At 70.3% G+C, this 12,913-nt stretch carries 13 protein-coding genes; 4 read left to right on the top strand and 9 right to left on the bottom strand.

Annotated elements, in window-relative coordinates:
- Positions 1 to 40: 40 nt before the first annotated feature.
- Both AB0A65_RS21715 and AB0A65_RS21710 read left to right on the top strand, forming a co-directional pair.
- A complete protein-coding gene (locus AB0A65_RS21715) occupies positions 41 to 1,003 on the top strand; it encodes a quinone oxidoreductase (RefSeq protein ID WP_359953765.1) in 963 nt (320 codons plus the stop codon).
- Between the two features lie 72 nt (positions 1,004 to 1,075).
- Entirely contained in the window at positions 1,076 to 1,705 is a 630-nt protein-coding gene (locus tag AB0A65_RS21710; protein WP_359953764.1) for a flavin reductase family protein, read from the top strand.
- Positions 1,706 to 1,743: 38 nt separating this feature from the next.
- Here AB0A65_RS21710 and AB0A65_RS21705 read toward each other — a convergent pair whose 3' ends face one another.
- The 3 genes from AB0A65_RS21705 to hisF form a co-directional block, all read right to left on the bottom strand.
- A complete protein-coding gene (locus tag AB0A65_RS21705; protein WP_359953762.1) occupies positions 1,744 to 3,540 on the bottom strand; it encodes an ABC transporter ATP-binding protein in 1,797 nt (598 codons plus the stop codon).
- Positions 3,537 to 5,330 carry an ABC transporter ATP-binding protein gene (locus tag AB0A65_RS21700; RefSeq protein WP_359953939.1) on the bottom strand — a complete coding sequence of 598 codons (1,794 nt, stop codon included), beginning with the start codon at positions 5,328 to 5,330 and terminating at the stop codon, positions 3,537 to 3,539. Before AB0A65_RS21700 ends, AB0A65_RS21705 begins: the two co-directional genes overlap by 4 nt.
- A gap of 189 nt (positions 5,331 to 5,519) precedes the next feature.
- On the bottom strand, positions 5,520 to 6,281 hold the full coding sequence (gene hisF, locus AB0A65_RS21695; RefSeq protein WP_359953760.1) for an imidazole glycerol phosphate synthase subunit HisF: 762 nt from the start codon (positions 6,279 to 6,281) through the stop codon (positions 5,520 to 5,522).
- 144 nt (positions 6,282 to 6,425) lie between these two features.
- On the opposite strand from hisF, the gene AB0A65_RS21690 reads away from it, so the two are divergent.
- Together AB0A65_RS21690 and AB0A65_RS21685 are read left to right on the top strand one after the other, a co-directional pair.
- On the top strand, positions 6,426 to 6,845 hold the full coding sequence (locus AB0A65_RS21690) for a hypothetical protein (protein WP_359953758.1): 420 nt from the start codon (positions 6,426 to 6,428) through the stop codon (positions 6,843 to 6,845).
- A 10-nt stretch (positions 6,846 to 6,855) separates the two neighbouring features.
- On the top strand, positions 6,856 to 7,575 hold the full coding sequence (locus AB0A65_RS21685; protein WP_359953756.1) for a TetR family transcriptional regulator: 720 nt from the start codon (positions 6,856 to 6,858) through the stop codon (positions 7,573 to 7,575).
- A 93-nt stretch (positions 7,576 to 7,668) separates the two neighbouring features.
- Here AB0A65_RS21685 and AB0A65_RS21680 read toward each other — a convergent pair whose 3' ends face one another.
- From AB0A65_RS21680 to AB0A65_RS21655, 6 genes are all read right to left on the bottom strand, one after another.
- Positions 7,669 to 8,079, bottom strand: coding sequence for an SCO5389 family protein (locus tag AB0A65_RS21680; protein WP_359953754.1), 411 nt, complete (start codon positions 8,077 to 8,079; stop codon positions 7,669 to 7,671).
- 118 nt (positions 8,080 to 8,197) lie between these two features.
- Positions 8,198 to 9,166 carry an ATP-binding protein gene (locus tag AB0A65_RS21675; RefSeq protein ID WP_359953752.1) on the bottom strand — a complete coding sequence of 323 codons (969 nt, stop codon included), beginning with the start codon at positions 9,164 to 9,166 and terminating at the stop codon, positions 8,198 to 8,200.
- Positions 9,167 to 9,306: 140 nt separating this feature from the next.
- Positions 9,307 to 10,224 (bottom strand): amino acid ABC transporter permease, encoded by a 918-nt coding sequence (locus AB0A65_RS21670; RefSeq protein WP_359953751.1) that lies wholly within the window; start codon positions 10,222 to 10,224, stop codon positions 9,307 to 9,309.
- A 13-nt stretch (positions 10,225 to 10,237) separates the two neighbouring features.
- Positions 10,238 to 10,894 (bottom strand): amino acid ABC transporter permease, encoded by a 657-nt coding sequence (locus AB0A65_RS21665; RefSeq protein WP_359953749.1) that lies wholly within the window; start codon positions 10,892 to 10,894, stop codon positions 10,238 to 10,240.
- 77 nt (positions 10,895 to 10,971) lie between these two features.
- Positions 10,972 to 11,904 carry a glutamate ABC transporter substrate-binding protein gene (locus tag AB0A65_RS21660; protein ID WP_359953747.1) on the bottom strand — a complete coding sequence of 311 codons (933 nt, stop codon included), beginning with the start codon at positions 11,902 to 11,904 and terminating at the stop codon, positions 10,972 to 10,974.
- A 52-nt stretch (positions 11,905 to 11,956) separates the two neighbouring features.
- On the bottom strand, positions 11,957 to 12,709 hold the full coding sequence (locus tag AB0A65_RS21655) for an amino acid ABC transporter ATP-binding protein (RefSeq protein WP_359953745.1): 753 nt from the start codon (positions 12,707 to 12,709) through the stop codon (positions 11,957 to 11,959).
- Positions 12,710 to 12,913 lie beyond the last annotated feature (204 nt).

Below are 12,913 nucleotides of genomic sequence, written 5' to 3'. Positions count from 1 at the left end.
CGCTAAGTTATGGGGTGAACCTGCGGCGGAAGGAAACCCCATGAAGGCGATCGTGGTCGAGCGGACCGGCGGGCCGGGCGTGATGGCTCTCCTGGACGGCGAGGACCCGGGCCCGCGGCCCGGCCAGATCGCCGTCCGGGTCGCCGCCGCCGGCGTCAACTTCATCGACGTCTACCACCGCAGCGGCGCCTACGGGCTGCCGCTGCCGTTCACCCCCGGCCTCGAAGGCGGCGGGTACGTGGCCGCGCTCGGCGAGGGCGTCACCGACTTCGCCGTGGGCGACGAGGTCGCCTGGAAGAGCGTCCCCGGGTCCTACGCGGACCTCGTGGTCGCCGACGCGGCCGAGTTCGTACCCGTCCCCGAGAAGGTGGCGGTCGAGACCGCGGCGGCCGTGATGCTCCAGGGCCTCACCGCGCACTACCTGTGCAACAGCGTCTACGACGTCCAGGAGGGCGACACGGTCATCGTCCACGCCGCCGCCGGGGGCGTCGGGCTGCTCCTGACGCAGATGGTGAAGTACAAGGGCGGCAAGGTCATCGGCACCGTCTCCACCGACGCGAAGGCCGAACTGGCCCGGCAGAACGGCACCGACCACGTGCTGCGCTACGAGGACTTCGGCGCGAAGGCCCGCGAGCTCACCGGCGGCGAGGGCGTCGCCGCCGTCTACGACGGCGTCGGCAAGACCACCTTCGACGAGGGCCTCGACGCCCTCCGCCCCCGCGGCGTCATGGCCCTGTTCGGCCAGGCCAGCGGCCCCGTCCCGCCCGTCGACCCGCAGCGCCTCCACAAGGGCGGCTCGCTCGTCCTCACCCGCCCGACCCTCGGCGACTTCACCCGCACCCGCGAGGAGTACCTCGCCCGCGCCGCCGACGTCTTCCAGATGATCGAGGACGACAACCTCCTCGTCCGCGTCGGCGAGACCTTCCGCCTCGAAGAGGCCCCCGAAGCCCACGAACTCCTCCAGGCCCGCAAGACCACCGCGAAACTCCTGCTCATCCCCTAGCGGCCCCGCCGGACCGACGCGGTGTCGTTTTCCGGCCAGCAGCGGCGGTCCCGGGCGGGTTCCATGGGGGGCATGCATCTGAACACGCCGTTGAAGGTCCACTACTACGGGAGCGCCGTGGTGCTCCTGGGCACCCGCGACGAGGAGGGGCGGCCGAACGTCGCGCCGATGTCGTCGGCGTGGTGGCTGGGGCAGTCCGCGATGCTCGGGATGGGCGACCGGTCGCGGACCGCGCAGAACATGCGGGCCGTACGCGAGTGCACCATCAACCTGGTGCCGAGCGGGCTCGCCGACGCCGTCGACCGGCTGGCCGACCTGACGGCCGCCGACCCGGTCCCGGAGACCAAGGCCGCCAAGGGGTACCGGTTCGAGCCAGACAAGTTCACCGCGGCCGGGCTCACCGAGCAGGAGAGCGAGCTCGTCGGGGCGCCGCGCGTCGCCGAGTCCCCGATCCAGCTCGAATGCCGGATCACCGCGGTCCACCCGTTCGGGAAGGGCTGCTCGGCCTTCGAGGCCGAGATCCTGCGCTCCCATGTGGACGACTCGCTGCTGGTGCCCGGCACCGCGTACGTCGACCCGCTCGCGTGGGACCCGCTGGTCATGAAGTTCTGCGACTACTTCGGGGAGGCCCGCAACCTGCAGGAGTCCACGCTCGCGAAGAACTGGCGGATGCCCCGCGGCCGCCTCGACCGCGCCGCCTGAAAGGAAAGGGCCCGCTCCGGTCGGAGCGGGCCCCTGAGTCAGTTCGAGCGCGTCTGCTCGACCCACGAGCCGTGCAGGCCCGCGTACACCGAACCCTCCTCGGCCGCAAGGACATTGTGCGGACCGTGCTGGACCAGGTTCCCCGCGTCGAACACCAGGACCTCATCAGAGGTCTCGGCCGTCGAAAGCCGGTGCGCGATGATCACCGTCGTCCGCCCCCGCGTGACCGCGTCGAGCGCCGCCGACAGGCGCAGCTCCGTCGCCGGGTCCACCGCGCTGGTGGCCTCGTCCAAGACCAGCAGGTCCGGGTCGGTCACGTACGCGCGCACCAGGGACACCAGCTGCCGCTCCCCCACCGACAGGTTCGCGCCGCCCTCCCCCAGCTCCGTGTCCAGGCCCGCCGGGAGCGTCTCCACCCACTCGGTCAGACCCAGCTCCGCGAACGCCACGTAGATCTCCGCGTCCGTGAGCCCCGGCTGCGCGAAGCGCACGTTCCGGGCCAGCGTCCCGTTGAACAGGAAGCCCTCCTGCGGGACCATCGTCACCCGCGTGCGCAGCGACGCGAACGTGACGCCCGTGAGGTCCGCCCCGCCCAGGAGCACCCGGCCCGAGGTCGGGTCCATCAACCGCGTCAGCAGCTTCGCGAACGTCGTCTTCCCCGAACCCGTCTCACCGACCACCGCGACCTTCGAGTGGGCGCGGATCTCCACGTCGATGCCGTGCAGCACCTCCGCACCGCCCGGGTACGCGAACCGCACGCCCTCGAACCGGACCCCCAGGGGCCCTTCCGGAAGCGCCTTCCCGTCGACCGGGTCGGCCACGTCAGGCTCGGTGTCGATGATGTCGAGCACGCGCCGCCAGCCCGAGACCGCGTTCTGCGCCTCGTTCAGCGTCTCCGTGCCGATGACCACCGGCTGCGTGAACAGCACCACCAGGAACAGGAACGCCGTCAGCTCGCCCACCGTCATCTGCCGGTCCGCCACCAGGAACGCCCCGAGCACGACCACGACCGCGTTCACGCCCAGGTACACCAGCTCGCCCGCGCCGAACGACAGCGCCGAGCGGCTGATCGCCCGCGTCTGGTCCCGCCGGTGCTCCTCGATCGACTCGTCCAAGCGCTCGCTCGTCCGCGCCCCGACCCCGTACGCGCGCACCGTGCCCGCGCCGACCACCGACTCCGCCACGGCGGACAGCATCTTCGACACCGAGCGGCGCACGCTCGTGTAAGCCGACGCCAGGTGCTTCTGGAGCCACTTGATGAGCCACGTGACCGGGATGAACACGATCCACACCGCGATCGCCAGCTGCCACGAGTAGAACACCATCACCACCGTCGCCACGATGATCTGCGCCGTCGAGGTCACCAGGACCATGCCGCCCTGCTGGAGGAACTGGCTGATCTGGTCGATGTCGGTCGTCACCCGCGCGGTCAGCGCGCCGCGCCGCTCGGACTGCTGGTGCAGCATCGACAGGTCGTGGATGTGACGGAACGTCTTGCGGCGCAGCGCCGCCAGCGCGTGCTCCGAGACCACGAACAGGCGCCGGTTCATCACGTAGTTCGCGGCGGTCGTCACCAGCAGCGCGGCCGTGCCGATCGCCGCCACGGTGAACACGTACCCGAGGTCGGGGCCGCCCCCGCCGAGGAGGCCCTCGTCGAGGATCTTCTGCGCCCCCACGGGCACGACCAGGCGCCCGAGGGCGGTGACGGCGGCGAGGAACACGGTGAACCCGATGCCGCGGCGCAGCTCGGGCGAGAGCTGGAGGCCGCGCTTGACGGTCTCCCACGGGCCGGTCTGGGTCTGCTCCCCGGCGTCTTTGGCGGTCTGGGCGGTCACGCCGCACTCTCCTCATCGAATTCGCGTTCGGCCTCGGCACGCTCGTAGGCGGTGACGAGGTCGGCGTAGGGCTGGTGGGTGCGCAGCAGCTCGGCGTGCGGGCCGCGGGCGGTGATGCGGCCGCCTTCGAGGAACACGACCTCGTCGGCGAGCGCGATCGTGGCGCGCCGGTAGGCGACGACGAGGACGCTCACGGCCTCCGCGGAGCCCTTGAGCCCGGCGAGGATCTGCGACTCGACCTTCGGGTCGACGGCACTGGTGGCGTCGTCGAGGACGAGGAGGCGCGGGTTCGCGGCGAGGGCGCGGGCGAGGGTGAGGCGCTGGCGCTGGCCGCCGGAGAGGCTGGTGCCGCGTTCGCCGACCTCGGTGTCGAGGCCGTCGTCGAGGTTGGCGGTGAACTTCTCGGCCCCGGCGGCGACGAGGGCGTCCCAGAGGCGGGCGTCGGCCTCGGGGCCTTCGGCGAGACCGGCGCGGCCGAGGCCGATGTTGGCGCGGATCGTGTCGTCGAAGATGAAGGGGATCTGCTGGACGAGCGCGGTGGTGCGGGCGAGGCTCGCGTGGGTGAGGTCGCGGAGGTCGTCGCCGTCGACGCGGATGGCGCCGCGGGAGGGGTCGATGAGGCGGGCGGCGAGGTGGGCGAGGGTGGACTTGCCGGAGCCGGTGGCGCCGACGAGGGCGACGGTGGTGCCGGGCTCGACGGTGAAGGTGACCTCGCGGAGGGCTTCGTGGCCGTCGGGGTAGGCGTAGGCGACGGCGTCGAGTTCGAGCCGGGCGGGGGTGGTGGTGGCGGGGAGTTCCTTGTCGCCGTAGTCCATGTCGCCGGTGGCGGCGAGGACGTGGTCGACGCGGGCGCGGCCGACGACGGACCCGGGGAGGTCGCCGAGGACCCAGCCGATGGCGCGGACGGGGAACGCGAGCACGGAGAACATGAAGGAGACCGTGACGAGCTGTTCGAGGTCGATGGCGCCGGCCTCGAAGCGGGCGAGGCCGACGAGGAGCGCGATGAGGACGGCGATCTCGGGGAGTCCGGCGATGGCGGGCTCGAAGGCGGCGCGCAGGCGGCCGACGCCGATCATGGCGTCGCGGAGTTCGGAGGCGGAGCCGCTGAAGCGCTCGGTCTCGGCGGCCTCGCGTCCCATGGCCTTGACGACGAGGGCGCCGTCGAAGGACTCGTGGCCGACGGCGGAGACCTCGGCGCGCAGTTCCTGGGCGCGCTTGGCGCGGGGGGCCATCTTGGTGGCGAAGATCGCGTTGAGGGCGAAGAGGGCGGGGAACATGCCGAGGGCGACGAGCGCGACGGCCCAGTCGATGGTGAAGAACGCGATCATGGCGACGACGACCATGAAGAGGGTGCCGCACGCGAAGGGGAGGGGCGCGAGGGGGCGGGTGGCGGCCTCGACGTCGGCGTTCGCGTTGGACAGGAGCGTGCCGGTGGGGTGCTTCTGGTGCCAGGAGACGGGGAGGGCGAGGTAGCGGCGGGTGATGCGGCGGCGCCAGATGGCCTGGACGCCGAACTGCATGACGCCCGCGCCGATGCGCCGGGCGCACATGGAGGAGAAGCGGACGATGGAGGTGCCGAGGAGGGCGGCGACGCCGAGGAGGACGGTGCCGAGGGCGACCTCGCCGTTCTCGTAGGCGGGGACGGCGATCCCGGCGACGACCCAGCCGACGACGTACGACAGCAGGAGGGTCATGCCGGTGTTGATCATGGCTCCGGCGGCGCCGACGGCGAAGGGCTTGGGTGCGAGCCGGATCATGTCGCCGAGGTTCCGCAGGCCGCGGGTGAGGATGTGCTCGTCCGCGCCTGCGGCGAGGTCGTCGGGGGCGGTGGCGGCGCCGGTGGGCAGCGTCATTGGGTCTCCGGTCAGGTGGGTGCGCCAGCGTGGTGTTGCGAGGCGGTCGCTAGCCGGGCGGCAAGCGTCCGCAGGCAATGATGCCTCGCGCGTCCGACACTCGCCAACCCCTACCGGAGGAGTGGCCTATCGGATCGGGTGGCCGGCGGTCTTCAGTTCCTGCTTGACCTCGCCGATGGCGACGTCGCCGAAGTGGAAGATCGAGGCGGCGAGGACCGCGTCGGCGCCCGCGGCGACGGCGGGCGGGAAGTGGGCGGCGGCACCGGCGCCGCCGGAGGCGATGAGGGGGACGTCGACCGCGGCGCGGACGGCCGCGATGAGCGGGAGGTCGAAACCGGCCTTGGTGCCGTCGGCGTCGATGGAGTTGAGGAGGATCTCGCCCGCGCCGAGTTCGGCGGCCCGCGCGCACCACTCGACCGCGTCGATGCCGGTGCGCCGCCGCCCGCCGTGGGTGGTGACCTCCCAGCCCGAATCGGTCCCGGCGCCGGAGGCGACGTCGGCGGAGAGCACGAGGACCTGGTTGCCGAAGCGGTCGGCGATCTCGGCGATGACCTCGGGCCGAGCGATGGCCGCGGTGTTGACGCCGACCTTGTCGGCGCCCGCGCGCAGGAGCCGGTCGACGTCGTCGGGGGTGCGGACCCCGCCGCCGACGGTGAGCGGGATGAAGACCTGCTCGGCGGTGCGCGCGACGACGTCCATCATCGTGCCGCGGTCGTCGGTCGAGGCGGTCACGTCGAGGAACGTCAGCTCGTCGGCCCCGGCCGCGTCGTAGGCCGCGGCGAGCTCGACGGGGTCGCCCGCGTCGCGCAGGTTCTCGAAGTTGACGCCCTTGACGACCCGCCCGGCGTCCACGTCCAGGCAGGGGATCACTCGCACCGCAACAGTCACGCCGGAAAGCCTACCGGCAGGGGCGGGCCGTGGCGTCGGCCATATTTCAGCATGCGGACTTGAACATGTTCAAGAAGCTGCGTACGGTGAATCCAGAAGTTGAACATGTTCAACTCAGGACCCCCGAAAGAACGGAGCACCGCCATGGACATGACGGTCGTCGCCTACACCGCCTACCTGCTCGTCGCCGTCCCGCTCACCGTCTGGGTCGCCCGCACCCTGGGCGCCAACGGCTTCCACTTCATCAAGGACGTCTTCGACGGGGACGAGCAGCTCGCCCAGGCCGTCAACCGGCTCCTCCAGGTCGGCTTCTACCTGCTCAACTTCGGGTTCGTGGCGCTGTGGCTGCGCACCGGGACCGACATCGCGACCGCCCGGGAGGTCTTCGAGACCGTCGCCGTCAAGATCGGCGCCGTGCTCCTGGTCCTCGGCGTCCTGCACGTGCTCAACGTCGTCGTCCTCAACGGCTTCCGCAAGCGCGGCCGCGTCGTGGACGCACGCGCGCTCGGCGCGATGGAGCCGCCGCAGGCGCGGCCGGGTCAGTACGGCCCGCAGCCACAGTAGGATCGCCTTTGTGAGCGCTTCTGCTTCCGGCCCCGACGAGACCGACGCGTCCGCCCGCCCTTCCAGCAAGGGCGAGCGGACGCGGCAGCGCATCATCGACACCGCGCTCGACATGTTCGCCGAGCGCGGCTACGACAAGACCACGATGCGGGCGATCGCGGCCGAGGCGGGCGTCTCGGTCGGGAACGCGTACTACTACTTCAAATCGAAGGAGCACCTGATCCAGGGCTTCTACGAGCAGGCCACGATCCGGCACGCCGAGCTGACGCCGACGATGCTGGAGGGCAAGGAGACCCTCGCCGAGCGGATCGAGGCGGCCCTGCTGGCCTGGCTCGACATCGCCGGGCCGTACCACGCGTTCGCGGGCCAGTTCTTCCGCAACGCGGCCGACCCGTCGAGCCCGCTGAGCCCGTTCTCGGAGGACTCCGGGGAGAGCCGCGACCGCGACATCGCGCTCTACCAGGAGGTCCTGGAGGGCTCGAAGACCAAGGTGCCCAAGGACATGGCCGACATCCTCCCCGAGATGCTGTGGCTGCACCAGATGGTGGTGGTCCTGTACTGGGTGTACGACGCCTCGCCGGGCCAGGAGAAGTCCAAGGAGCTGGCCCGCCGCACCGCGCCGCTCGCCGCCCGCGTGGTGGCGCTCTCGCGCCTGAAGATCCTGCGGCCCCTGGTGAAGCAGGGCGAGGAGCTGGTGCGGGACTTCCTCATCACCCGCAAGCCCGCGTAGCCCGAGATGAGACCGGGACGGCCCGAAGGGCCGCCCGGACGCCGTTGTCCTTGCGGCCCTTCGGTGGTGCAGTGCTCCAGCGGTTCGGTGCGGCTAGCAGTCCTTCAGCTCGGGCGACTGGTTGAGCAGCTGCCCGCGCGGCGAGGTGAACTTGCGGTAGGTGTCCGAGTCGACCTCGGAGACCGGGAACGCCGCGATGCGGTGGCAGTTCTGGAAGGCGAACTTGACGCCGTGGTGGCGCTCCAGCGCGGCCCGCATCGAGTCCGAGGCGAGGGCCCGCAGGAGCTGGCCGCGGGCCTGCTCGTCCGGCGGCGGCGTGGTGTTGTCCGCGAACTGGGTGGACCCGGTGGACGAGACCACGCCGTTCTTCAGGTCGTCGGCGACCTTGGCGAAGAGGTCCCACGCGAACGGCAGGGACTGCTTGACGCAGTCCAGGAACTCGGCGTCGGTCACCTCCCCGGCTTCGGCCTTGGTGAGCAGGTCTTCAGAGACGTCAAGGGACATGCGTTCTCCTCTCGGTTCGGAATCGGTTCATTGTGCTGGCGCGGGTCACGGTCCGCTGTCGGGTACTCGACGCAGGCGGTTCCGCGGTCCCGCGGCGTCCAGACGCGGGCCGCGCCCACTAGTGGACGGGCGCGTTCAGGAGGTGCTCGCCTAGGACGAAGTCCGGCACGATCTGGTCGGCGAGGTCCACCCCGGCGCGGTCGTTGCCCCAGGCGAGGGCGGCCTTGCGGTGGAAGTCGTGGGCCTGGCGGGTGAACTTCGCCCAGTCCTTGCCCCCGGCGACGGCCCGCTCGCGGGCGGCGTCCACGACGGCGAGGTTCTCCGGTTCGAGGTCGGCGACGGGCCCGACGCTGCCGCGCTCGGCGGCCTTGACGTACTTCGAGCGCGCGCACCAGCCCAGGAGCGCGTCCCCGACGTGCTCGCGCAGGAACGACACGTCGTCCTCGTCGTCGATCTTGTTGCCGATCACGGAGATCCGCACGTCGTAGTCCTCGGCGTAGCCCAGGTACTGCTTGTAGACGCCAACGGACCGCAGGGTCGGCTCGCACACCAGGAACGTGTGGTCGAAGCGGGTGAACATGCCCGAGGCGAAGGCTTCGGCGCCCGCGACCATGTCGACCACGACGAACTCGTCGGTGCGGTCGACGAGGTGGTTGAGCAGCAGCTCGACCGCGCCGACCTTCGAGTGGTAGCAGGACACCCCGAGGTCGTCGTCCACGAAGCCGCCGGTGGCGGCGAAGCGGATGCCGTCGTGCGCGGTGAAGAGCCGGTCGAACAGCGGGTTCGACTCGCGCACGGTGACCAGGCGCGAGCCGGGGCCCGGCGGCGTGGTCTTGAGCATGAGGTCGGCCGAGGGCACGAGCGGGTTGGCGCCGCGCAGGTAGTCCTTGATGTCGGCCAGGTGCTCCCCCAGCACCGGGCCCATCGCGGCGGCCTCGGCGTCGAGGCCGAGCGCCGCGGCCAGGTGCTGGTTGATGTCGGCGTCCACGGCCATCACGGGGTGGCCCAGCGCGGCCGCGCGGCGCGCGAACAGCGAGGCCATCGTGGTCTTGCCCGAGCCGCCCTTGCCGACGAAGGCGAGTTTCATCGTTCCGGTCCCCCACCAATTGAAAATGGTTGTTGATTTCAAGAGGGAGCGTAGCAGGCCCCGAAAACGACTGCGCCTCATACGCAGAGGGCCCCGCCGGCCGAAGCCGACGGGGCCCTCCCAGGTCGTGCGGTGCGTCCTCAGACGACGGTTCCGGCACCGGCGGTGCCGCCGGCGACCACCGATTCCAGTTGCGCGGCGGCCTTGGGCGCCGCGGTCTTCTTGCGCATGCGCCGCTCCGCGTAGACCACCAGCTTCGAGAGGGCGTACGCCATCGCGAAGTAGATGAGCGCCGCGATGATGAGCGCCTGGAGGAAGGAGTTGCTGTAGTCGCGGCCGATGATGTTGGCCGAGTGCAGCAGCTCGGGGTAGGTGATGACGTAGCCCAGCGAGGTGTCCTTGAGGAGGATCACGAGCTGCGCGAGGACCGCCGGGAGCATGTTCCGCAGCACCTGGGGCAGCACGATGAGGCGCTGCACCTGCCCGTGCCGCAGGCCGATCGCCTGGCCCGCCATCGCCTGGCCCGGGGGCAGGGCGTTGACGCCGGCGCGGAGGATCTCGGCGAGGATCGCGGCGTTGTAGATGCCGAGGCCCAGGACCAGGAAGGTCAGCCGCCGGGCCTCGCCGCTCCATCCGAGCGTGTCGGTGGTGAACCCGAAGTGCCCGTCGATGGTGAAGGAGACCCAGATCAGCAGCACCAGCGGCAGCGAGCGGAAGAACTGCACGTAGACCGTGGAGGCCGCGCGCGTCGGCAGGAACCGGGAGATCCGGCCGAAGCCGATGAAGACGCCGAGCGCCACGGCGAGCAGCGAGCCGAGCGCGAACGCCACGAGCGTGCTGATGATCGCCGGGATCCAGGTGGTCTCCACCACGAGCGCGTCGAGCGGGTTGACCCAGCGGGAGGACTCGAAGAAGCCCTCGCCGTAGAGCACGTAGGCGACCCAGCCGAGCACGCCGAGGATGACGACCGCCGAGGCGGCCGCGGCGATGTTCGCGTTGCGCCGCCCCTTGGGGCCGAGCGCGTCGAACAGGACGGTGGTCTCGTTCTTGCTGTTCACGATTCGGCCCCTCTCATCGGACGAATGCGGTGCGCTTCTCGGCGATCCGCACGAGGTAGCTCAGGACGAGGGCGATCAGCAGGTAGCCGACCGTCACGCAGATGATGACGCCCCAGAGGTCGAAGCGGCTCTGGGTGTCCTCGATGAGCCGCCGCGACCGGGCGGTCAGTTCGGGGACGCCGATGGCGAGCACCAGTGCGCTGTTCTTGACCAGGGCGATCAGGAGCGAGCCGAGCGGCGGGATGACCGCGCGCACCGACTGCGGCAGGATCACCGAGCTCAGGGACTGGCCGAACGTCAGGCCGATCGAGCGGGCGGCCTCGGCCTGGCCCAGCGGGATCGAGTTGATGCCCGAGCGCATGGTCTCGCCGACGAACGCGCCGGTGTACATGCCGAGGCCGAGCAGGGCCCAGACCCAGCTGTCCGCCACGATGCCGACCTTCGGCAGGCCGAAGTACATGATGAACAGGACGGCGAGCAGCGGCACGTTGCGGAACAGCTGCGTGTACGCGTTGGCTGCCCAGCGGGCAGGGAAGGCGGGGCTGACGTGCATGACCACGAGGACCATGCCGATGACGAGCGCGATGGCGTAGCTGGTGAGGGTGACCCACACGGTGGTCCACATACCGGCACCGAGGGCCTCGATCATCAGGTCGAAATTGTCGAACAAGCGGACTCCTCCATAAGGCGGGCGGCGGCGGCCGTCTGCGCGGCCGCCGCCGCCTCACCGAACGGTTGCGAAGGGACCTAGTACCGGTTCGGGGCCGGCAGCGGGTCCGGGGTCGGCATGCCGGCGGCGCCGAAGGTCAGGTCGAACGCCTTCTGCCAGTCGCCGTTGGCCAGGATCTCGTCGATCATGTCGTTGACGAAGTTGCGGGCGTCGGTCTCGCCGAGCGGCATGGCCACACCGTAGGGCTCGTCGGTGAAGATGTTCGACGAGTCGAGGACGCGGAAGGCGTCGGGCTTGTCCACGGTGAAGCCGTACAGGATGGTCTCGTCGGTGCTGACGGCGTCGGTCTGGCCGTTCTCCAGGGCCTCGGCGCACGCGGCGTAGTCGGCGAGCGGCGTGATGACGGCGTCGGGGTTCTCGGCTTCGAGGTTCGCGATCGAGCCGGAGCCCTCGGCGATGCACACGTTCTTGCCGGCGAGGTCGGCCACCGAGTTGATGTCGGTGTTGTCGCCCGCGACCATGACGTTCTGGCCGGTCTCGAAGTACGGGCCGCCGAACTCGAACTGGGTCAGGCGCTCGGGGTACATGGAGTACGAGGCGATGACCGCGTCGACGGTGCCGTCGTTGATGTACGTCTCGCGGTTCTGCGAGGTCGTCTCGACGAAGACCAGGTTCGCGTCGTCGCCCTCTTCGACGACCTCGCCGAAGATGTACGTGGCGAAGAGGCGGGCGATCTCGGCGTCGAAGCCCTCGATCTTGCCCGTGGCGGTGTTCTTCTGGCCGATGAGCGGCTGGTCGAACTTGACGCCGACGGTGAGCACGCCCTTGTCCTGGATGTCCTGGATGTAGCCCGCGGGGATCTCCGCGGACTGCTCCAGCGAGTACGTGCCGACCGACTCCTCCAGGGACTCCTGGTCCTCGGCGTCCTGGCTGGCCTCGCCTGAGCAGGCGGCCAGGGACATCAGGCCGACGGCCGCAATCGCGGCTGCTGCCTTGCGGAATGCGCGCATGGCTGTTTCCTTCCTTATGGGTGGGGCTGACAGTGTGGTGTTCGAGTGCGGCTCAGTGGGACATGACCTTGGCGAGGAAGTCCTGCGCGCGGGCGGTCTTCGGGTCGTCGAAGAACTCGTCGGGCGGGGCGACCTCCACGATCTGGCCGTCGGCCATGAACACGACGCGGTTGGCGGCGCGGCGGGCGAAGCCCATCTCGTGGGTCACCACGACCATGGTCATGCCCTCGCGGGCGAGGTCCTGCATGACGTCGAGGACCTCGTTGATCATCTCGGGGTCGAGCGCCGAGGTCGGCTCGTCGAACATCATGAGCTTGGGGTCCATGGCCAGGCCGCGGGCGATCGCCACGCGCTGCTGCTGGCCGCCGGAGAGCTGGGACGGGAACGAGTCGGCCTTGTCGGACAGGCCCACGCGCTCCAGGAGCTGGCGGGCGCGCTTCTCGGCCTCGGCCTTGGAGGTGCGGCGCACCTTGATCGGCCCGAGGGTGATGTTCTGGAGGACCGTGAGGTGCGCGAAGAGGTTGAAGTGCTGGAACACCATGCCGACGTCGGCGCGGAGGTTGGCGAGCGCGCGGCCTTCGGCCGGGAGGGGCTTGCCGTTCACGGTGATCGAGCCGGCGTCGACGGTTTCGAGGCGGTTGATGGTCCGGCACAGCGTCGACTTGCCGGAACCGGAGGGTCCGATGAGGACCACGACCTCGCCGTCGTCCACGGTCAGGTCGATGTCCTTGAGCGCGTGGAGGTTTCCGAAGTGCTTGTTCACTCCGGCGATGGTGACCATCGGAGCCTTCGGCGTTGCTTCCATTCGTATCCCTGTGGTCGTGTGGAACCCTCGACTGGCGCGGGGCGAGCGGATTGGGCTTTAAATACCTTAGGAATAGTAGTGTGACAGCTCACGCCCGGTCACCGGGGCGGCCGTGGGCCGCAACTAGTCGGCAATTAAGTAACGGCATCATAAAGAAGGACCTGCCCATAACGGGCACGACTCACGCCTGGAACATCGGTGACG

Origin of the sequence: Glycomyces sp. NPDC047010, assembly GCF_040644205.1 — a bacterium.
In the GTDB taxonomy this organism is placed as follows: domain Bacteria; phylum Actinomycetota; class Actinomycetes; order Mycobacteriales; family Micromonosporaceae; genus Glycomyces.
The sequence above is the reverse complement of the archived record's forward strand: the minus strand, read 5'-3'. Positions and strand labels throughout refer to the sequence as shown.

Bases quoted from the DNA above. Each gene is read 5' to 3' on its own strand.
- AB0A65_RS21715 (WP_359953765.1), top strand. From the start codon at position 41: ATGAAGGCGATCGTGGTCGAGCGGACCGGCGGGCCGGGCGTGATGGCT.
- AB0A65_RS21710 (WP_359953764.1), top strand. From the start codon at position 1,076: ATGCATCTGAACACGCCGTTGAAGGTCCACTACTACGGGAGCGCCGTG.
- AB0A65_RS21690 (WP_359953758.1), top strand. From the start codon at position 6,426: ATGGACATGACGGTCGTCGCCTACACCGCCTACCTGCTCGTCGCCGTC.
- AB0A65_RS21680 (WP_359953754.1), bottom strand. From the start codon at position 8,079: ATGTCCCTTGACGTCTCTGAAGACCTGCTCACCAAGGCCGAAGCCGGG.
- AB0A65_RS21675 (WP_359953752.1), bottom strand. From the start codon at position 9,166: ATGAAACTCGCCTTCGTCGGCAAGGGCGGCTCGGGCAAGACCACGATG.
- AB0A65_RS21660 (WP_359953747.1), bottom strand. From the start codon at position 11,904: ATGCGCGCATTCCGCAAGGCAGCAGCCGCGATTGCGGCCGTCGGCCTG.
- AB0A65_RS21655 (WP_359953745.1), bottom strand. From the start codon at position 12,709: ATGGAAGCAACGCCGAAGGCTCCGATGGTCACCATCGCCGGAGTGAAC.